The organism is Clostridium oceanicum (assembly GCF_039521385.1).
In the GTDB taxonomy this organism is placed as follows: Bacteria; Bacillota; Clostridia; order Clostridiales; family Clostridiaceae; genus Clostridium_F; species Clostridium_F oceanicum.
In genome coordinates this window covers 409,838-430,335 of the sequence record NZ_BAAACG010000019.1, presented here as the reverse complement: position 1 = coordinate 430,335, position 20,498 = coordinate 409,838, and the positions used below count along the sequence as shown (strand labels likewise).

The window sequence follows — 20,498 nt, the reverse complement described above, 5'->3', positions numbered from 1 at the left end:
TTATACATAGCTTTTTAAACTTTATGTGGTATAATCATATTTGTATTAAGGGGGTAGAATATGTTAGAAAAATTTATTATAAATAGAAAAATGTTAAAACAACTAGATTTTTCAATAATATTAATTCAAATAGTAATTATGGCATTTAGTGCTGTTAATGTATATAGTGCCACTCGTTTAAGTTCTGGTAATATTTATTTTATAAAACAATTAGTATGGCTTGGAGCTGGATTAGGTCTTACTTATTTAATACTAATTTTTGATTATATAATTATTGAAAATTATGCGGCTATACTTTATTGGTTTAGTGTGTTTTTATTAATATTAAATGATACTATATTTAAACAAGTTGTTAATGGTGCTGGTTCTTGGATGAAAATAGGACCTTTACAAATTCAGCCATCAGAGTTTGCTAAAGTAGCTCTCATTATAATGCTTGCAAAAAAACTTGATGATATGGAAGGTGACATAAATAATTTTAAAAATTTCTTTATTTTAGTTTTTTATGCAGTAATTCCTATGGTTCTTATACTAATACAACCAGATATGGGGATGACTATGGTTTGTTTTTTTTCAGTATTAGGAATAGTTTTTATAGCAGGATTAAATTGGAAAGCTATATTAGGAGGATTAAGTGGATTAGTAGGGCTTGTAGCTATAATATGGAATACACCACTTATGAAACCATATTGGAAAATTAGACTTACTTCATTTCTTAATCCAGAGGCAGATGAATTAAATGCAGGTATGCAATTAGTTCAATCTAAAATAGGAATAGGATCTGGTGGGGTGTTTGGAAAGGGATTTTTGAAAGGAACTCAAATTTCTGGAGGATTTATACCAGAATCTCAAACAGATTTTATTTTTGCTGTAGTAGGAGAAGAGTGGGGATTAGTTGGAGCAATTGTTCTATTACTTTTATATGTTATACTTATATATAAATTTATTAAAATTGCTAAAAGGTCTAAGGATGTATTTGGAAAAATGGTCGCAGCAGGCGTAGCTTCTTTATTTTTATTTTCTATACTACAAAATATAGGAATGGCAATAGGAATAATGCCTATAACAGGTATAACACTTCCTTTTATGAGCTATGGTGGAACATCTGTTTTAACTAATTTTATGGCAGTAGCATTAGTTTTAAATATAGGTATGAGAAGAAAAAAAATAAACTTTTAATATTATTTTTACATATTTTAAGTATTGAAATAATAAAAAATAAAAAGTATATATAATAAAGAACCATGTTTTTCATGGTTCTTTATTTTTATGGGATTAATTACTATAATATCTTCTTCTATATTCAGTCATAAATTAGTAGTAGAAAGTAATATAAATATATAGAAATAAATAATTATGGAGGTTTAATTTTGTATAAATCACAATATGAAGATTATTATAGTTCTTTAAAAAAGAGAAGATTTTCTAATGATGTATACAAGAGATATGATAAAAATAATAAAAAGAAAAGTTCTAATTTTTTTGTAAAAAAAATAATGATAGATTTAGTAGGAGTATTAGTTTTAGCTATATTAGTTATAGGGGTTAAAGCTATTTCTACTCCTAAAACAAAAATGGCATATAATTATTCTAAGGAGATTGTAAATCAAAATTATAATTATAAGCCTTTGCTTTCAAAAATAAAAAATTTAAAATATGAGGATATAAAAGAGGACGGATTAAAGGTTATTGAAAATCTTAAATCAAAAATAACTGGTGAGAATACAGTATATACACATATAAGTAAAGACTTTGTTATTCCTGTAAGTGGGAAAATTACTTCAAAATATGGAGAAAGAAAAGATCCTATTACTGGAAAGGAAAAGAAACATAATGGCATAGATATTAGTGTAAAAGAAAATACAAAAATATTATCTTGTTTTAAAGGGAAAGTAAAAGATTGTGGAGAAAATAAAGATTTTGGGAAATATATAATTGTAGATCATGGAAAAGGAATAGAAACTAAATATGCTCATTTAAATGATATTTCAGTAAAAAAAGGGCAATCAGTAAAAAAAGGACAACTTATAGGGAAAAGTGGAAATACAGGGAAATCTACAGGTCCACATTTGCATTTTGAGCTTATATATATGGGGGAAAGCAAAAATCCTCAATATTATTTTGATGAATTTTAAAATATTTAGAATAAATTTTACATAATTGAATATTTTAGATTGTGTAAGTAATTTATAGAGGTATAATGTGATAAAGATAAATAAGTATTTTATTCCATACCTTATATTTTTATTTTTTATAGGTTATAGAGGAAACCTTTTCTTAGCATTCTTTGTAGTATTTTTTCATGAATGTGTTCATTATTTAGTTGCAGGTTCAATGGGGTTTAATGGATTTGATATAGAATTTCTACCTCTTGGACTTGTTTTAAATCTAGATGATTTAGAAGATGCAACTAATAGACAAGATTTAATAATATCTCTATCAGGCCCTGTTTTTAATATAATTGCAACTTTAATTTTTTACTTTATATATACAAAGTATAATAATATATATATATACATGTTAATTCAAAGTAATTTAATAATAGGGATATTTAATCTTATACCAGCATTTCCATTAGACGGAGGAAGAATTTTAAGAGATATATTATCTTTTAAAATGTTAGAAAGAAGAGCAAATAAAATAACTATAAATGTAAGCATAGTAATAAGTATTTTTTTTATGTTTATATATATATTCTTATTTATGAAAGGAAAAAATAATTTTACTCTAGGAATTGTTTCTATATTTATAATAATATCGTCTTTAAAAGAAAAAGAAAGGGTAGCTTATGTTATTATGTCTCATATAGTAAAGAAAAAATCTAAATTTTTTAAAAAAGGATACATGGAAAATAGAAGTATTTCAGTATACTATAATATGAATTTGTTGGATGTTATTTCCTTAGTTGATAAAAATAAATACAGTGTATTTTCAATATTAGATGACAATATGGAGATTGTAGATACAGTGTATGAAAGTGAAGTAGTAAAAGGTCTTAAAATTTATGGTAATATAACCGTAAAGCAGTTTGTTTTAAAGAAAAAAAATATTTAATATCTTAAATAAGCACGGGTAAAACAATTAATTGTTTTTATCCGTGCTTATATGTTAAAATGTAATAATGTGATAAACCAATAGGAGGAGTTTTAATGAACAAAATATCTGATGATATATTATATAGAGTAGAGAAACCAGCTAGATATATAGGCGGAGAATTGAATGAATACCAAAAATCACCAGAAGATATAGACATAAGATTTGCTTTTTGTTTTCCAGATGTATATGAAGTAGGAATGTCTCATCTAGGAATGAAAATATTATATTATATATTAAATGAAAGAAAAGATACATATTGTGAAAGGGTATTTGCACCATGGCCTGATATGGAAAAACTTATGAGAGAAGAAAATATACCTTTATATGGATTAGAAAGCAAAGATGCTATAAAAGATTTTGACTTTATTGGTTTTACTCTTCAATATGAAATGAGTTACACTAATATATTAAATATGTTAGATTTAGGAGGAGTAACTGTAAGAGCTTCAGAAAGATCTGAAGATGAACCTATAGTTATGTGTGGAGGTCCTTGTGCTTATAATCCAGAACCACTTTATGATATAGCAGACTTTTTTTCCTTAGGAGCAGGAGAAGAATCAATGCATGAAATAATGGATCTTTATAAGAAATATAAGGGTAAGAAAAAAGAATTTTTAAGAGCTGTAAGTCATTTAGAAGGAATTTATGTTCCATCTCTTTATGAGGTTACTTATAAAGAAGATAACACAATAAAAGAATTTAAACCAATTTATGATGATGTTCCTAAAAAAGTAAAGAAAAGAATAATAACTGATTTTAATAATGTGGATTATCCAGATAATTTAATAGTACCTTATACAGATATAGTACATGATAGAATTGTTTTAGAAACTTTTAGAGGATGTACTAGAGGGTGTAGATTTTGTCAAGCAGGTATGATTTATAGACCAGTAAGAGAGAAGAAAACAGATAAGCTTATGGAGCTTTCTGAAAAACTAGTAAAAAATACAGGATATGATGAAATTACTTTATCGTCATTAAGTATATGTGATTATTCAGATATACAAAATTTAGTTTTTTCTATGATAGAGAAATATAAAAATGAAAAAGTTGGGGTAACTCTTCCATCATTAAGAATTGATTCTTTTTCTGTTGATTTAATAAAAGAAATTCAAAAGGTTAGGAAAACTGGATTAACTTTTGCACCAGAAGCAGGAACGCAGAGAATGAGAGATGTTATAAATAAAGGTGTAACTGAAAAAAATCTTATGGATTCTGTAAAAAGTGCATTTGAAGAAGGTTGGTCTACTATAAAATTATATTTTATGCTTGGACTTCCTTATGAAACTATAGATGATGTTAAAGGAATTGCTGATTTAGCTCAAAAGGTAGTAGATAAATATTATGAAGTTCCAAAAGAGATAAGAAAAAGAGGATTAAAGGTAACTGTTAGTACCTCTATATTTGTACCAAAACCATTTACTCCATTTCAATGGGCACCACAAGATAAAATGGATAGTGTAAAAGAAAAAATAAATACCCTTAGAGACACTATAAAAAGTAGACAGATTACATATAATTGGCATGAATCTTTAGTAAGTTATATGGAAGCTATTTTTGCAAGAGGAGATAGAAGGGTTTGTGATGTTTTAATTAAAGCCTTTGAAAAAGGAGCTAGGTTTGATGGATGGTCTCAATACTTTGATTTTGATATATGGCAAGAGGCTTTAAAAGAATGCAATGTAGATGGAGAGTTTTATGCATATAGACAAAGAGAATATGATGAAATTATGCCATGGGATTTTATAGATATAGGAGTAAATAAGAATTTCTTAATAGAAGAAGATAAAAGAGCTAAAAAAGCTGAATTGACACCGGATTGTAGGCAAGGATGCAAAAATTGTGGAGTTAATGTGAACTTGGAAGGGAAGTGTTTTGAAGGTGCGATATTTAATTAAATTTTCAAAAGAAAGTAATATAAAATTTGTATCTCATTTAGATATTCAAAGAACTATTCAAAGAAATTTTAAAAGAAGTGGTTTAAATGTTGAATATTCTAAAGGCTTCAATCCTCATATATTAATGTCTGTAGCACAACCTTTAGCAGTAGGCATGTATTCTAAGGGAGAATATATGGATGTAAGATTTAATGAGGAAACAGATGAAAAAGAAATAATAGATAAATTAAATGATACTGCACCATCTGGAATAAAGTATTTTAAAGCACTTAAAATTAAAGATGATGTTAACAAAAAAGTATTTAAATCTATGGCTGCTATTACAAATGCAAAGTATGTTATTAAGATAAAATATACTGATTCTTCTAAGCTAGAAAAGGAAATAAAAAATATATTGAGTTTAAAAGAGTGGTTTACTATTAAGAAAAGTAAGAAGAGTGAAAAGACTGTAGATATAAAACCTATGGTTAAAAATCTAAAATATAGCATTAAAAATGAAGAGCTATTATTTGGAGTTATACTTTCTTGTGGAAGTAGAGAAAACTTATCAGCAGAGGTTTTTGCAAAATTTATAAAAGAAAATACTAGTAGTGTTAAAGAAAATTCCTTTGTAGATATACAAAGATTAGAGATGTTTGGAACCTATAATAAAAAAGCAGTTTCTCTTTATGATTATGCAAAATTGGTATAAGAAAAGTTTGATTTTAGTTTTCAAATAGAAGGGGTGTGCCTTTAAATGAAGCAAATATTTATAGAAAGGCAAAGAGATCTTTTAAGAATAGCAGTAAGACATGATAAAGATATGAAAGAGCTTTACATAGAAGAAAATGATATTACCCCTAGTGTAGGGGAAATATATATAGGAAAAGTTAAAAATATAGTTCCAGGTATAAAAAGTGCTTTTATAGATATAGGAACTGATAAAAACGCCTATTTATATATGGATAAAAAATTTAATAATTTATCTATAAAAAAAGGAGAATATATATTAGTACAAATCCTAAAAGAAGGTATAAATAAAAAAGGGCCTAAAGTTACTAATGCTATAAGTATTCCAGGGAAATATACAGTTATTGAAACTTTAAATAAAAATATAAAATTTTCTAAGAAAATAAAAGATGATAAATTCAAAGCTATTATAGAAGAAAAGATTAAAAAACCAAAAGATGTAGGATTAATGATTAGAACTAATTCTACTGAGACGAAGCTTGAGGATATAAATTTAGAAATTGATAATTTGTATAACATATATAATGATATTTGTAAAAAAGGTAATTGCAAATTGAACCCAGGAATGGTTTTTGATAATGGAGGAACTGTTGGAAAATTACTTAGAGATAAGCTTTTTAATAAAGAATATAAAATATATGTTGATAATAAAAAAGATTATGAATTTATAAAAGGTTTTTCAAAAGATTATTTTTTAACTAATTCACTTACTTACTATAAAGAAAAAAGAAATTTATTTGATTATTATGGAATAGAAAATGAGATACTTTCTCTTACCAAATATAAAGTATTTTTAAAATGTGGTGGTTATATAACTATAGATAGAACAGAAGCTATGTATGTTATAGATGTTAATACTGGTAAAAATACAAAGTTTAAATCTATGAAAAAAACAGTATTTACAACTAATATGGAAGCCTCAGAAGAGATAACAAAACAAATTCTTCTTAGAAATTTAAGTGGTATAATACTTATTGATTTTATAGATATGGAAGATGAAGATGAGAAAATTAAGATATTGGATAAATTAAATGAAGGTTTAAAAAGAGATAAAAGTAAAACAGTTATATATCCTTTTACTGAATTGAATTTATTACAAATAGCAAGAAGAAGACAAGGAAAAAGTATTTATGAACATATAGAAGAACCTTGTATTTGTTGTAATGGAAATGCATATATGCTTAAATTTTCTTATGTTAAATTACTTATAAGAAATTTAATTATGAAAATAGAAGATAAAAGAAATACTGATAAATTATACATAGAAATAGATTCTAGGTATAAAAAACATATAGAAAATGAAAAGAAAAAATTTATAGAAGATATAAATGCATATGATAAAAAGGTATATTTAAAATTTGTAGAGAAGAAGAATTTTTACGACGTACAATCTATTATATTTGAAGATGATTCAAAAAGTGTTGAAAAATTTAAGTTTTACGGATAATTTTCTTTACAAAGAAGTATTGTTATGTTAAAATGTCCTTTGTAGACCGCTCTGAAGGGGTTATTAAATCATGTTTTGCATGTGCCCTTAACGGCGAGACTGGAATGAGGAGGTGTTTTGTAATGTACGCAGTTATAGGAACTGGTGGAAAACAATATAAAGTTTCAGAAGGAGACGTATTATATATTGAAAAATTACCAGTTGAAGCAGATTCAACAGTAGAATTTGACAACGTTCTTTTAGTAGGAAAAGACAATGGTGAAGTTGTTGTTGGAAAATCAGTAGTAGAAGGTGCTAAGGTTACTGCAAAAGTATTAGCTCAAGGAAAAGCTAAAAAAGTTGTAGTATTCAAATATAAACCTAAAAAACACTACAGAAAGAAACAAGGACACAGACAACCATATACAAAAGTTCAAATAGAAAAAATTGAAGCATAATTATGGTTTTAGTAAGATTTATTAAAAAAAATGATAATTTGGTATCAGTTCAGCTATCAGGTCATGCAAATTCAGTTGACCAAGGATATGATATGGTGTGCACCGCTGTATCGGCTATATCACTTACTGTAGCTAATGGTATCACAGAAGTTTTAAAAGTTAATCCTTACATAAAAGAAAATGATGGCTTTTTAAGCATAGATTTAACGTCTTGCTCAAAAGAAGATATAAATAGATGTAAAGTCCTTATGGACACTATGTTATTAGGATTAAGAAGCGTTGAATATAATTACGGTAAATATATAAAAGTAAAAGTAGAGGAGGTGTAATGTAATGTTAATTATGAACCTTCAATTATTTGCTCATAAAAAAGGAGTAGGTAGTTCTAAAAACGGTAGAGATAGTGAATCTAAAAGACTTGGAGTTAAATGCTCAGACGGACAATTCGTTTTAGCAGGTAACATACTTGTAAGACAAAGAGGAACTAAAATTCATCCAGGACTAAATGTAGGTAAAGGTGGAGATGACACACTATTTGCTAAAATAGACGGAGTAGTTAAATACGAAAGACTAGGAAAAAGCAAGAAAAAAGCAAGCATTTATCCTGTAGAAGTAGAAAAAGTTTTAGCTGAATAATAAAGAAGGCACCCTATATTAGGGTGCTTTTTTAAAATCATTAAATTATCATGAATTACTATTAAAAGGTGTAAAGTTTGGATATAATTAAAATGTAACTAGATTACATACGAGGAGTGAAACAACTTGTTTATAGATGCAGTTGAAATTTTTGTTAAGTCAGGTAAAGGTGGAGACGGAGGAATACATTTTAGAAGAGAAAAATACGTTGCCATGGGTGGACCTGATGGAGGAGACGGTGGAGATGGAGGAAATGTTGTATTAGTAGCAGATTCTAATATGACTACTCTTTTAGATTTCACTTATAAGAGAAAATATGTATCAGAACCTGGAGAAAATGGAATGGGTTCTAAAAGATATGGTAAAAATGCTCAGAATTTATATATAAAAGTACCTGTTGGAACTGTTGTAAAAGATTCTGAAACAGGTAAAATAATGACGGATTTATCACATAAAGAGGATACTTATATTGTTGCTAAAGGCGGAAAAGGCGGAAAAGGAAACTACAAATATGCTACAGCAACAAGGCAAGCTCCTAACTTTGCAGAGCCTGGTATGCCAGGAGAAGAGAGAAGAATAAAGTTAGAGCTTAAACTTTTAGCAGATGTTGGACTTATAGGGTTTCCTAATGTAGGTAAATCAACTTTATTATCTGTAGTTTCAAAAGCTAGACCTAAAGTTGCAAACTATCATTTTACTACATTAAAACCTAATTTAGGTGTAGTAAATCTTGAAGGTATCAGTAATTTTGTAATAGCAGATATACCAGGAATAATTGAAGGAGCATCAGAAGGTGTTGGTTTAGGATTAGAATTTTTAAGACATATAGAAAGAACAAGAATATTAATTCATATAGTTGATATATCAGGCCTTGAAGGCAGAGATCCTTATGAAGATTTCTTAAAAATAAACGAAGAACTTAAAAACTATAGTGTGAAATTAAATGATAGACCACAAATAGTTGTTGCAAATAAAGTAGATATGCTTTATGATGAATCAAAATTTGAAGAATTTAAAAATAAATTAAAGAAATTAGGATATGATAAAGTATTTAAAATGTCTGCAGCTACAAAAAAAGGTATACAAGACGTTATGAAAGAAGCAGCAAGACTTTTAAGTACTATACCTATAACAGATTTAGAAATAAGCGATGATGAAAGATTTATTCCAGAAGAAAAAAGATTTACTTATGATATAACAAAAGAAGGAAATACCTATATTATAAAAGGATCTTTTGTTGATAGATTACTTTCAGCAGTTAACGTAAATGATTCAGATCATTTAAGATATTTCCATAAAGTTTTAAAAAATAAGGGTATTTTAGATGAACTAAAAGAGATGGGAATAGAAGATGGAGATATGGTTAGATTAAATGATTTTGAATTTGAATTCTTACTATAAATAAAACTAATTAGGCTTACTAGGAGGAAAATAATGTTAAAAAATAAACAGAGAAGTTATTTAAGAAGTTTAAGCAATAAAATGGATCCTATATTTAGAGTTGGAAAAGAAGGAATAACTGATAATTTTTTAAAACAAGTAGATGAAGCTTTAGAAGCAAGAGAACTTATAAAGCTGGCTATACTTAAGAATAGCTTTTATACAGCTAGAGAAGCTTCTGATGCTATATGTAAAGAATTAAAATGCGATGGCGTTCAGTGTATTGGAAGTAAATTTGTTTTATATAGAGAATCTAAGAAAAAGCCTAGAATAGAACTACCACAAGTTTAATAATACATTGTTTAGAAACGAGGAATTTTCATGGTTAGGAAGGCTATTTTTGGGGGGACTTTTGATCCTATTCATAAGGGACATATAAATGTTGCATATGATGCTTTAAATATATTTAATTTAGATAAAGTTATATTTGTTCCTGCAGGAAATCCTCCTCATAAACTAGGTATAGATAAAACTGATAGTAATATAAGATATAAGATGGTTAATATGGCAATTAGTAAAGAAAAAGATTTTGAAGTAAGTGATTATGAGATAAAAAATAAGGACATTAGTTACACATATAAAACTTTAAGATATTTTAATGAACTAGAGCCTTTAACTGAATGGTATTTTATAACTGGAGAGGACTGTTTTTCTTATTTAGAAAAATGGAAAAACATAGAAGAAATATTTAATAGGTGTAAATTTGTAGTGTTTCGCAGGCAGGAATTTGAAAATAAATCGGAAATAATACATAAGAGGGAAAATATAATAAAAAAATATACTGATAAAATACTGTTTATAGATAAGCCTATTTTGAATATATCTTCTACTAAAATAAGAAAATGTGTAAGAGAAAATAAAGAAATTTATGATTATGTACCTATGGAAGTTTATGATTTCATAGCTCAAAATAATTTATATAAAAAATAAAGATTAAGCTTATTTAATACCGATTAATTATAAATTTAAAATGTATTTCGTTGGGGGAGTATAACGTGTGGACTGAAGATAGAATAAAGGATTATATAAAAAAGAAACTAGATAAAAAAAGATATGACCATGTTATAAATGTAAAAGATATGGCTATAAAATTAGCAGAAAAATATAATGTAGATAAGAAAAAAGCTGAAATAGCAGCTTTATGTCATGATTGTGCTAAAAATATGTCTGAGAAAGAATTGCTTAATATAATAAAAGACCATAATTTAAATTTAGATTGGATATCATTAAAAAACATTCAAATAACTCATGGGCTTATTGGTTCTATAATAATGAAAGAAGAAATGGAAATAAAAGATAGAGATATATTAAATTCTGTGAAATACCATACTACCGGTAGAGCTAATATGAGTATGCTTGAAAAAATAATTTATCTTTCAGATGTTATTGAAATTTCTAGAGATTTTAAAGAGGTTCATGATATTAGAAAGCTGGCATTTGAAAATATAGATGAAGCATTAATAAAATCTTTAGAATGTACTATAAAATATGTTTTAGATAAAGGAGAATTGTTACATACTAACACTGTAATTGCTAGAAATTGTTTAATAAACGATAAAATGTAGGTGATAGGAAAAATGGGGAATAAAAAAAGAAGATCAAAATCTAATAAAGGCTTAAGTAGGTTAACTAAAGTTATTATAGTTTTGATAGCTCTTATAATACTTGGAGGAACTTTAGGTTATCTTTATCTTTTAGGATTTGGACCATCAAAAGCAGGAGAAGGTAATATAAACACAAAAGAAACTGTAAGTGGAGAGCCTGTAAATATACTTGTAATGGGAGTAGATATAGGAGATCCTAAGTCTCAGTCTAAAAATGATCCAAAAAGAACTGACACTATTATGCTTGCAAACTATAACCCTAAGACAAAGAAAGTTAATATAGTATCCATACCAAGAGATACACGTATTATGTTAAATGGAAAACATATGAAAATTAATGCAGCACATGCTGTAGATGGAGTAAATGGGAGTATATCTGCAGTAGAAAATTTATTAGGAGTATCAATAAATTATTATGCTAAAATTAATTATGAAGGTTTTAGAAAAGTTATAGATGCCTTAGGTGGAATAGATATGACTATAACTAGAAATATGCACTATGATGATCCTTCTCAAGATCTTCATATACATTTTGATAAAGGCACAGAAGAACATTTAGATGGCAAAAAGGCAGAAGAATTTTTTAGATGGAGAAAAAACAATAATGGAACTGGATTTAAAGATGGGGATTTAGGAAGAATAGAAAATCAACATCAGTTTATAAACAAAGTTATAGCTAAATTTAAAAGTCCTAGTATAGTGACTAAAATTCCAAAAATAATGTCAACAGTCCCTGATTATGTAACTACCGATATGTCTCCAGAAGATATACTTAAGTATGGATATATCTTTTCAAAACTAGATAGTGATAAGTTAAATATGACTACATTAAAAGGAGAAGCAAAATATATAGGTGGAGTATCATATTTTGTGTATGATAGAGAAAAAAATAGAGATTTAATGTATTCAATAAAAAACGGTGATAATGGGAGTGGAAGCGAAAGTAAATCTTTCAATAAAGAAAATTTCAAAATTAAGATACTAAATGGTACAAATGTTAGCGGACTTGCAGCAACTTATTCTAAAAAGCTACAGGAATTAGGTTATTCTAATATAGTAGTAGGGAATGGACCTAAAAGAGAAACTACTAAAATGATAGTTAAGCAAGGAAGTAATATTTCTGCATCAGAAGTTCAAAGTAAACTTAATATTAATAATGTTCAATTTTATGACCAAACTTCTGGTAATTTTGATATAATAGTATACGTAGGAAAAGATTATATAAAATAATTACTAGAAATGGGGAGGATTTACTTATGGAAAAAACAATAGTAAGTACAAAAAAAGCACCAGCAGCATTAGGTCCATATTCTCAAGCTGTAAAAGTAGGAGATTTGTTATTTACATCAGGACAAATTCCTTTAGATCCAGCTACTGGAGAACTTGTTGTTGATGATATAAAAAAAGCAACTGAAAGATCAATGGAAAATTTAAGGGCAGTATTAGATGAAGCAGGAACTTCTTTTGATAAAGTAGTAAAAGCTGTTATTTTCCTAAAAGATATGAATGATTTCGCATCAGTTAATGAAGTATATGGAAAATATTTTACTTCAAATCCACCAGCTAGATCATGCGTTCAAGTTGCAAAATTACCTAAAGATGTACCAATAGAAATAGAATTAGTTGTAGCACTATAAACATATATACATAAAGAGCTTATTATAAGCTCTTTATTTTTGCATAAAAATAGTATTATAGTTATAATACTATAAGTATTTAATTTTATATATTTGAAATGAAATTTACATAGATTAGAAAGGAAATAAGTTATAATGGATAATAAACTAATATTTAAAGTATGTAGTAAAGAAAAGATGTTAGTAAAAGATTACTTAAAACAAAACGAAGATTTGTCTAGTAGATTTGTAAGAAAATCCTTAAGAGAAGGAAGAATATTTGTAAATAGTAAAAAAACTAATAAAAAAACTAAAGTAGTTAAAGATGATATTGTAGAAGTTTATATGCCTTTAGAAGAACATCAAAATATAGAGCCACAAAAAATGGATATAGATGTTGTATATGAAGATGTAGATATTGTAGTTGTAAATAAAAGGCCAGGCATAGTAGTCCACCCTACTAAAAGTTATCCTTATAATACATTATCTAATGGTGTTTTATATCATTTCAAAGAAAATGGAGAAAAATGTATAGTAAGGTTAGTTAGTAGATTAGATATGGATACTTCAGGATTAATATTGATAGCTAAAAATCAATTTTCTCATATGGCATTAGCAAGAGATATGGATAAAGAAATATTTAAGAAAAAGTATATTGCAATTGTACATGGGAACATAGAAAAAGATGAAGACGTTATAGATGCTCCTATATATAGAAAAGAAGATGATTCTATAAAAAGAGTAGTAGATTCTAGAGGGCAAAGAAGTATAACTAGATATAAAGTTATAGAACGACTTGGAGAGGGAACAGTGGTAGAACTTACTTTAGAAACTGGGAGAACTCATCAAATAAGAGTTCATATGGAAAGTTTAGGCAATGCTTTATATGGAGATAGTTTATATGGAAAAGGAGAAGAGGATAGCCATCTTATAAAAAGACAAGCACTCCACGCCTATAAACTTCAAATTCCACATCCTAGAACAGGAGAAATTATAAGTTTAGAAAGTGATATACCAAAAGATATGAAAGAACTTAAAAATTATATAAAAGAAAAAAAAACTGAATAATGTATCAGTTTTTTTTCTTTTTTATTATTAATACTATTAAAAGTAATGTTATCGCTGATATAGCAGAGGCTATTGGTATTACGTATTTTTTAGTTAAATAACGTTTATTTATGTATAAATTAAAAACTTTTATTAGTTCATGGTCTTTACCACTTATTAAATTTAAAGTTCCTATATTTTTATTGTTGTAAACAATTGAAGCAGTTAAAATATTGTCACCTTTTTTAAAACTTACATTTTTCAAATCTTTATTATTTATAGTGTAGTTAGGTTTAGAGTTTGAGCTTTTATCTTTTAAATAATAAAAATCTTTTTCTGCATAAAGAGGAACCTCTAATTTATCAGAGTTATATGTAGTTATGTAATCTCCTTTTTTATATAAAGGTTTAAGTTCATAATTTTTATATCCATAATCTAATAATTTTATTGCATCAGGAAAAAATGTTTTTTTCTTGTCATGAAGAAGAACAGTAATAAGTGTTTGATTATCTCTATTAGCAGCGGCTACATAAGAATGTTTAGATTCAGTAGTGTATCCTGTTTTTCCGCCTATTATATCCTTGTAGTAATATTTAGAGTATTTTTGCATTAGTCTATTTTCATTCCATAAGGGTCTAGCCTCTTTAGATTTATTTGTTTTAGGTATTTTATAAGATAAAGTTTTTGCTATTTTTTGAAATTCTGGATGTTTTATAAGTTCTTTTAATATTAAGGATAAATCTCTTGCAGTAGTTCTATGATTATTCCCATATAAACCACTAGGATTTTCAAAATTAGTATTTTTAGCTCCTAGTTCTTTAGCTCTTTTATTCATTTCTTTAGCAAAATTTTCTTTAGAACCACTTACGTGTTCAGCCAAAGCTTCAGCAGAGTCATTAGCTGATGCTAACAAAAGAGAATATAATAGATCTTTAACTTTGATTTTTTCATCTTTAAATAAATAGATTTTACTTCCATCTGCATTAGGTGGATTTTTACCTATAGTTACAATATCATCTAAATTTGTTTTTTCTAAAGTTAAAAGAGCAGTCATTATTTTAGTTGTAGAAGCTGGAGGATAAGGTTTGTCTGGATTTTTTGAGTATATGATTTCACCAGTTTTACCATCCATTAATATTACTCCGTCAGCGGAAACCTTCGGAGGAGATTCTTTCGCATTAACTGAGTTAAAGGAAGAAAATGCGAAAATTAAGCATATAAGTATAAAAGTTATTTTTTTTACCACTAAGTTACCCTCCCATTATATAAGTAATAAATTTGACATATCAGATTTAATTATATCAAAAAAAATTATAGTTTACGAATTGTATTCTATAATGTGTCAATAATTTAAATGAAGAATTTATTAGTTTAAGGAGAGTATTTATGAAGGAAAATAAGAAAATAATAGGATCTATAGTTATAATAATAATTTTGGGTGTATTTTCTTTAATAGGATATGAAATTTCAAAACCAGCTAAGGTATCTAAAGATGATGATATATTTATAGAAAAATGTGATAAAAATGATAAAAAGAAAAATTCAACTAATATTGAAGTGTATATTAATGGAGAAGTAAATAAACCAGGAGTATATAAATTAAGGGATGATAGTAGATTACAAGAATTAATAAATAAAGCTGGTGGGTATACTAAAAATGCTAATGTATTAAAACTTAATTTGGCTAAAAAACTAAAAGACGAAGATTATATTTTTGTTGAGAATAAAGATGATAAGAAAAAAAATAATAACAGTAACAACAATATTAGTAATTCATCACAAAATTTAAAAGAAAAGATAGATGTTAATAGTGGCAGTAAAGAAGAGTTAAAATCAATTCCTGGTATAGGAGAGGTAACAGCACAAAAGATAATAGATTATAGAGAGGAAAAAGGAAATTTTTCTAAAATAGAAGATTTAAAGAAAATAGATAGAATAGGAGAAAAGACTTTAGAAAAAATAAAAGATAAGGCAGAGGTTAGATAGAGACTATTATAATTATTTAAAATTTTTACAAAATAATATATAATATGTAGTGTATATTATATATTGTGATAAAATTAGATTATATTAGATATAAGAAATGAGGTGCTAAATTTGACAGTTAATATAAATGGTGTAAAAGAAGGAGATTCATGTAGTATAGAAAAGAAACCTGTAAAACTTACAGAACTATCAAGAACTTCAGGATGAGCGGCTAAGATAGGACCGGGGGTTCTTTCAAAGATATTATCAAAACTTCCTAAAATGGAAGATGAAAATTTAATAGTTGGATTAGAAACTTCAGATGATGCGGCAGTATATAAAATAAACGAAGATACTGCAATAATACAAACATTAGATTTTTTTACTCCTATAGTAAATGATCCATATATGTTTGGACAGATAGCAGCAGCTAATTCATTAAGCGATGTTTATGCTATGGGTGGAAAACCGAAGGTAGCACTAAATATAGTTTGTTTTCCATCTTGTTTAGATATAGATGTATTAGGGGAGATATTAAAAGGTGGAGCAGATAAAGTTTTAGAAGCTGGGGCAGTTGTAATCGGTGGTCATACTGTAGATGATAACGAACCTAAATATGGTTTATCTGTTACTGGAACGGTTCATCCAGATAAAGTTTTAAGAAACTATGGCTGTAAAGAAGGAGATGCTTTAATAATAACTAAACCTTTAGGCATAGGTATTGTAAATACAGCAATAAAGGGAGAGATAGCATCAAAAGAAGCTAAATTAGAAGCTGTGAATATAATGAGTACTTTAAATAAATATGCAGGTGAAATTGTTGCTAAATATCCAGTAACAGCTTGTACAGATATAACAGGATTTGGATTTATGGGACATTGCTATGAAATGGCATCTGCCTCGGAAGTATCCTTTAAAATAGATTATAAAAACATACCCTATGTACAGGAAGCAAAAGATTATGCTGAGATGGGATTAGTACCTGCAGGAGCATATTCAAATAAAGATTATATAGAAGGAAATTTTGAGTTTAAAGATGTACCAACTTATATGCAAGATATATTATTTGATCCACAAACATCAGGTGGTTTAGTGGTTTCTTGTCCTAAAGAGGTTGCAGGAGACATGATGGAAGAATTAGACAAGCTAGAGCTTAAATCTTCAATAATAGGAGAAGTAATTAAGAAACAAGATAAATATATAATAGTAGAATAAATTTATATAGAATGGAGATTTAATTATGGATAAAAAGGATTTGCTAAGGAAGCTTCCTAAGATTGATGAATTTTTAAAAGAGAGTGTTGTAGTTGAAGATTTAAAAAATACTTCTAGAACTTTAATAACAAATAGTATAAGAACTTCTATAGATTATTATAGAAAGAATATTTTAAATGACAGTATAAAAGATTTTAATAAGGAAGATATATTAAATTTGTATAAATCTATATTAATAAATAGTAAAGGAACTAATTTTAAAAAGGTTATAAATGGAACGGGAGTAGTAATACATACAAACCTAGGTAGATCTATACTTTCTAATGAGGCTATAGAAAACGTTACTAAAGTTAGTGAAAATTATAGTAACTTAGAATATGATTTAAAATTAGGAAAAAGAGGATCAAGATATAGTCATATAGAGGAATTGATAACAAAAATAACAGGTGGGGAAGCTGCAATGGTAGTAAATAATAACGCAGCTGCAGTAATGCTTGCATTAAATACCTTGTGTGAAGATAAAGAAGCTATTGTATCTAGAGGTCAATTAGTTGAAATAGGAGGTTCTTTTAGAGTTCCCGATGTAATGAAGTTTAGTAGAGCAAGTCTTATAGAAGTTGGAACTACTAATAGAACTCATCTATATGATTATGAAAATAATATAAATGAAAATACAGGTGTACTTTTAAAAGTTCACACTTCTAATTTTAAAATTATGGGATTTACAGAAGATGTTCAATTAGAGGAATTAGTAGAACTTGGTGAAAAGCATAAGATACCTGTAATGGAAGATATAGGTAGCGGTACTTTAGTAGACTTTTCAAAATATGGTTTTACTTATGAACCAACAGTTCAATCTAGTTTAAGAAAAGGTACAGATGTTGTTACTTTTAGTGGTGATAAGATGCTTGGAGGGCCTCAAGCTGGAATAATAGTAGGTAAGAAATCTTATGTAGATAAAATGAAAAAAAATCAGCTTACAAGAGCTTTAAGAATAGATAAAATGACACTAGCTGCTTTAGAGGGAACGTTAAAAAGTTATATAGAAGAAGAAGAAGCTATAAAAAAGATACCTACTTTAAATATGATATTAACTGATAAAGAAATCCATAAAAAAAGAGCTCAAAGATTAAAAAGAAGACTTAAAAATCACGTAGATGATTTTACATTTAAAGTTGAAGGGGATTACTCAATGGTAGGTGGAGGATCTATGCCTACAGAAAGAATAGAAACTTATGTTGTAAAAGCTTTTAGTGATAAAATCTCTCCAGAAAAAATAGAAAAAAAATTAAGGTTATCTGAAAATCCTATAGTAGTTAGAGTTAGCAATAATGAAGTTATTCTAGATTTAAGAACTTTATTTGATAAAGATTTTGATATAATAGTAAAAGAATTTGAAAAGTTATTAAAATAAATGAAAATGGTGATATGAATGAAAAATATTATAATAGGAACAGCAGGACATATTGATCATGGAAAAACTACATTAATTAAAGCTTTAACTGGAAGAGAAACAGATACTTTAGAAGAAGAAAAAAATAGGGGGATATCTATTAATTTAGGATTTACTTTTTTTGATTTACCATCAGGAAAAAGAGCTGGAATTGTAGATGTTCCAGGTCATGAGAAATTTGTTAAAAATATGCTTGCAGGAGTAAGTGGGATAGATGTAGTTCTTATGGTTATAGCTGCAGATGAAGGTATAATGCCACAGACTAAGGAGCATTTAGAAATACTTCAACTTTTAAATGTTAAAAAAGGTATCATAGTTATTACAAAGACAGATATGGTAGAAAAAGAATGGTCTGAGATGGTAGAGGAAGATATAAAAGAAGAACTAAAAGATACTTTTTTACAGAATGCTCCAGTATATAGAGTTTCTTCTAAAACAAAAGAAGGAGTAAAAGAATTAATAGAGGGTATAGACGAATTAACAGAGGAAATACATTCAAAAGATGTACATGGACATTTTAGATTACCAGTAGATAGAGTGTTTTCAGTTACTGGATTTGGTACTGTAGTAACAGGAACTATAATAAGTGGAAATGTTAAAGAAGGAGATATAGCTGAGATATATCCTTCAAAAAAGATGACTAAAATAAGAGGAATACAAGTTCATGACAATTCTGTTAAAGTAGGAGAAGCAGGACAAAGGTGTGCTTTGAATTTATCTAATATAAAGAAAACTGAGGTAAAAAGAGGAGATATAATATCAGTAGAAAATCTTATGGAACCTTCTATGATGATAGATTGTAAGCTATATTATTTAAAAAGTGCATCAAGACCTTTAGAAAATAGACAAAGAGTAAGATTATATAGTGGAACTAATGAAATAATATGTAGAGCGGTAATACTAGATAAAGAAATAGTTAATCCAGGAGAAGAAGCATATATACAATTCAGGTTAGAAAAACCAATAACAGTACAAAGAAATGATAGATATGTTATAAGAACTTATTCTCCAATGATAACTATTGGAGGAGGTTCTGTAATAGAACCTGTAGCTACTAAAGCTAAAAGATTTAATCAAAGTTATGTAGAAGATTTAAAATTAAAAGAAAGTGGAGATACATCTAATATTTTAGAAAAAACTATTGAAAAGTTAAGTAATACATTTCCTAATGAAAAAGATATTTTAAAAGCATTAGGTAAAAATGAGATAGAGTTAAAAGATAAGATTAAAGAGCTTGTAGATGAAAACAAAATAATATCATTAGATGGAGTATATTTTCATGTTAATTATATAAATGAAAAGATAGATAAAACAAGTAATTTACTTAGTGAATTTCATAGCAAAAATCCTTTAAAAGTAGGTATTTCTAAAGAAGAGATGAGAATAAAAGTATTTGGTAAAACTTTGAAACAAAAGACATATGATGAGATATTAAAAGTATTTGAAAACAAAAAAATAATTAAGATTCATGGTAAATATATATCAGAATATGATTTCCTTGTAGTTTATAATGATAATCAAGAAAAAATATCTAAATATATTAGAGATGAATATAAAAAAGGAAGATATACTCCGCCTAAATACAATGATTTATTAGATAATTGTAAGGATAAAGAAGAATTTAAAAGAGTTTATGAATCTTTGCTTGAAAGAAAAATTTTATATAAAGTTAATGAAGAATGTGTATTATTATCATCAGATTATGAAGAATGTAAAAATAAAGTTGAAGATTTTATAAAGAAAAATGGAAGTATAACAGTTGCACAGTTTAGAGATATAATGGATACTAGTAGAAAATATTCTTTTGCTATATTAGAATATTTTGATGGTATAAAATTTACAAAAAGAATCGAAGATGAAAGAGTATTATTTTAAAAATTAATTCCTTTAAATATAAGAATTAAATTATTTTAAT

At 26.9% G+C, this 20,498-nt stretch carries 21 protein-coding genes; 20 read left to right on the top strand and 1 reads right to left on the bottom strand.

All coding sequences use genetic code 11. The annotated features are described in order from the left end of the window. The first annotated feature begins 60 nt into the window (after positions 1–60). The 16 genes from rodA to ABDZ71_RS18395 all read left to right on the top strand — a co-directional run bounded on the left by rodA (position 61) and on the right by ABDZ71_RS18395 (position 13,971). Complete coding sequence (gene rodA / locus ABDZ71_RS18470; protein ID WP_343764147.1) at positions 61–1,179, top strand: rod shape-determining protein RodA; 1,119 nt, start codon at positions 61–63, stop codon at positions 1,177–1,179. Positions 1,180–1,370: 191 nt separating this feature from the next. Next, a complete protein-coding gene (locus ABDZ71_RS18465; RefSeq protein WP_343764146.1) occupies positions 1,371–2,135 on the top strand; it encodes a peptidoglycan DD-metalloendopeptidase family protein in 765 nt (254 codons plus the stop codon). A gap of 67 nt (positions 2,136–2,202) precedes the next feature. Next, on the top strand, positions 2,203–3,054 hold the full coding sequence (locus ABDZ71_RS18460) for a M50 family metallopeptidase (protein WP_343764145.1): 852 nt from the start codon (positions 2,203–2,205) through the stop codon (positions 3,052–3,054). Between the two features lie 95 nt (positions 3,055–3,149). Next, positions 3,150–4,994: a TIGR03960 family B12-binding radical SAM protein gene (locus ABDZ71_RS18455; RefSeq protein WP_343764143.1), complete on the top strand. Its 1,845-nt coding sequence runs from the start codon at positions 3,150–3,152 to the stop codon at positions 4,992–4,994. Further along, entirely contained in the window at positions 4,972–5,685 is a 714-nt protein-coding gene (locus ABDZ71_RS18450) for a TIGR03936 family radical SAM-associated protein (protein ID WP_343764142.1), read from the top strand. Before ABDZ71_RS18455 ends, ABDZ71_RS18450 begins: the two co-directional genes overlap by 23 nt. A 45-nt stretch (positions 5,686–5,730) precedes the next feature. Then, positions 5,731–7,170, top strand: coding sequence for a ribonuclease E/G (locus tag ABDZ71_RS18445; protein ID WP_343764141.1), 1,440 nt, complete (start codon positions 5,731–5,733; stop codon positions 7,168–7,170). A gap of 122 nt (positions 7,171–7,292) precedes the next feature. Continuing rightward, the gene (rplU, locus tag ABDZ71_RS18440) at positions 7,293–7,607 is read left to right on the top strand and encodes a 50S ribosomal protein L21 (protein ID WP_343764139.1); all 315 of its coding nucleotides are present in this window, start codon (positions 7,293–7,295) and stop codon (positions 7,605–7,607) included. Positions 7,608–7,609: 2 nt separating this feature from the next. Then, positions 7,610–7,936 (top strand): ribosomal-processing cysteine protease Prp, encoded by a 327-nt coding sequence (locus tag ABDZ71_RS18435; protein WP_343764137.1) that lies wholly within the window; start codon positions 7,610–7,612, stop codon positions 7,934–7,936. Between the two features lie 4 nt (positions 7,937–7,940). Next, positions 7,941–8,243: a 50S ribosomal protein L27 gene (gene rpmA / locus ABDZ71_RS18430; RefSeq protein ID WP_343764135.1), complete on the top strand. Its 303-nt coding sequence runs from the start codon at positions 7,941–7,943 to the stop codon at positions 8,241–8,243. 126 nt (positions 8,244–8,369) lie between these two features. Then, on the top strand, positions 8,370–9,644 hold the full coding sequence (gene obgE, locus ABDZ71_RS18425) for a GTPase ObgE (RefSeq protein WP_343764133.1): 1,275 nt from the start codon (positions 8,370–8,372) through the stop codon (positions 9,642–9,644). A 33-nt stretch (positions 9,645–9,677) separates the two neighbouring features. After that, positions 9,678–9,974, top strand: coding sequence for a ribosome assembly RNA-binding protein YhbY (gene yhbY / locus ABDZ71_RS18420; RefSeq protein WP_343764131.1), 297 nt, complete (start codon positions 9,678–9,680; stop codon positions 9,972–9,974). Positions 9,975–10,004: 30 nt separating this feature from the next. Next, positions 10,005–10,613, top strand: a complete 609-nt coding sequence (gene nadD, locus ABDZ71_RS18415) for a nicotinate-nucleotide adenylyltransferase (RefSeq protein ID WP_343764129.1) — start codon at positions 10,005–10,007, stop codon at positions 10,611–10,613. Between the two features lie 65 nt (positions 10,614–10,678). Then, a complete protein-coding gene (gene yqeK, locus ABDZ71_RS18410) occupies positions 10,679–11,248 on the top strand; it encodes a bis(5'-nucleosyl)-tetraphosphatase (symmetrical) YqeK (protein WP_343764127.1) in 570 nt (189 codons plus the stop codon). Positions 11,249–11,260: 12 nt separating this feature from the next. Further along, a complete protein-coding gene (locus ABDZ71_RS18405; RefSeq protein ID WP_343764125.1) occupies positions 11,261–12,517 on the top strand; it encodes an LCP family protein in 1,257 nt (418 codons plus the stop codon). A 26-nt stretch (positions 12,518–12,543) separates the two neighbouring features. Continuing rightward, positions 12,544–12,924, top strand: a complete 381-nt coding sequence (locus tag ABDZ71_RS18400; protein ID WP_343764123.1) for a RidA family protein — start codon at positions 12,544–12,546, stop codon at positions 12,922–12,924. Between the two features lie 135 nt (positions 12,925–13,059). Then, complete coding sequence (locus tag ABDZ71_RS18395; RefSeq protein WP_343764121.1) at positions 13,060–13,971, top strand: RluA family pseudouridine synthase; 912 nt, start codon at positions 13,060–13,062, stop codon at positions 13,969–13,971. A 4-nt stretch (positions 13,972–13,975) separates the two neighbouring features. Here the strand turns inward: ABDZ71_RS18395 and ABDZ71_RS18390 are convergent, their stop codons facing one another. Then, positions 13,976–15,196: a serine hydrolase gene (locus tag ABDZ71_RS18390; protein WP_425544730.1), complete on the bottom strand. Its 1,221-nt coding sequence runs from the start codon at positions 15,194–15,196 to the stop codon at positions 13,976–13,978. 140 nt (positions 15,197–15,336) lie between these two features. Between ABDZ71_RS18390 and ABDZ71_RS18385 the strand changes: the two genes are divergently transcribed. The 4 genes from ABDZ71_RS18385 (at position 15,337) to selB (ending at position 20,458) form a co-directional block, all read left to right on the top strand. Next, a complete protein-coding gene (locus ABDZ71_RS18385; RefSeq protein WP_343764120.1) occupies positions 15,337–15,936 on the top strand; it encodes a helix-hairpin-helix domain-containing protein in 600 nt (199 codons plus the stop codon). A 156-nt stretch (positions 15,937–16,092) separates the two neighbouring features. After that, entirely contained in the window at positions 16,093–17,130 is a 1,038-nt protein-coding gene (selD, locus tag ABDZ71_RS18380) for a selenide, water dikinase SelD (RefSeq protein ID WP_343764576.1), read from the top strand. A 25-nt stretch (positions 17,131–17,155) separates the two neighbouring features. After that, entirely contained in the window at positions 17,156–18,544 is a 1,389-nt protein-coding gene (gene selA, locus ABDZ71_RS18375) for an L-seryl-tRNA(Sec) selenium transferase (protein WP_343764118.1), read from the top strand. A gap of 18 nt (positions 18,545–18,562) precedes the next feature. Then, positions 18,563–20,458 carry a selenocysteine-specific translation elongation factor gene (selB, locus tag ABDZ71_RS18370; protein ID WP_343764116.1) on the top strand — a complete coding sequence of 632 codons (1,896 nt, stop codon included), beginning with the start codon at positions 18,563–18,565 and terminating at the stop codon, positions 20,456–20,458. Positions 20,459–20,498: the final 40 nt, after the last annotated feature.

What these genes read in the sequence shown, in the direction of transcription:
- rodA (WP_343764147.1), top strand. Translation starts at nt 61, where the DNA reads ATGTTAGAAAAATTTATTATAAATAGAAAAATGTTAAAACAACTAGAT.
- ABDZ71_RS18455 (WP_343764143.1), top strand. Translation starts at nt 3,150, where the DNA reads ATGAACAAAATATCTGATGATATATTATATAGAGTAGAGAAACCAGCT.
- ABDZ71_RS18445 (WP_343764141.1), top strand. Translation starts at nt 5,731, where the DNA reads ATGAAGCAAATATTTATAGAAAGGCAAAGAGATCTTTTAAGAATAGCA.
- rplU (WP_343764139.1), top strand. Translation starts at nt 7,293, where the DNA reads ATGTACGCAGTTATAGGAACTGGTGGAAAACAATATAAAGTTTCAGAA.
- ABDZ71_RS18435 (WP_343764137.1), top strand. Translation starts at nt 7,610, where the DNA reads ATGGTTTTAGTAAGATTTATTAAAAAAAATGATAATTTGGTATCAGTT.
- rpmA (WP_343764135.1), top strand. Translation starts at nt 7,941, where the DNA reads ATGTTAATTATGAACCTTCAATTATTTGCTCATAAAAAAGGAGTAGGT.
- yhbY (WP_343764131.1), top strand. Translation starts at nt 9,678, where the DNA reads ATGTTAAAAAATAAACAGAGAAGTTATTTAAGAAGTTTAAGCAATAAA.
- nadD (WP_343764129.1), top strand. Translation starts at nt 10,005, where the DNA reads ATGGTTAGGAAGGCTATTTTTGGGGGGACTTTTGATCCTATTCATAAG.
- ABDZ71_RS18405 (WP_343764125.1), top strand. Translation starts at nt 11,261, where the DNA reads ATGGGGAATAAAAAAAGAAGATCAAAATCTAATAAAGGCTTAAGTAGG.
- ABDZ71_RS18400 (WP_343764123.1), top strand. Translation starts at nt 12,544, where the DNA reads ATGGAAAAAACAATAGTAAGTACAAAAAAAGCACCAGCAGCATTAGGT.
- ABDZ71_RS18395 (WP_343764121.1), top strand. Translation starts at nt 13,060, where the DNA reads ATGGATAATAAACTAATATTTAAAGTATGTAGTAAAGAAAAGATGTTA.
- ABDZ71_RS18385 (WP_343764120.1), top strand. Translation starts at nt 15,337, where the DNA reads ATGAAGGAAAATAAGAAAATAATAGGATCTATAGTTATAATAATAATT.
- selA (WP_343764118.1), top strand. Translation starts at nt 17,156, where the DNA reads ATGGATAAAAAGGATTTGCTAAGGAAGCTTCCTAAGATTGATGAATTT.
- selB (WP_343764116.1), top strand. Translation starts at nt 18,563, where the DNA reads ATGAAAAATATTATAATAGGAACAGCAGGACATATTGATCATGGAAAA.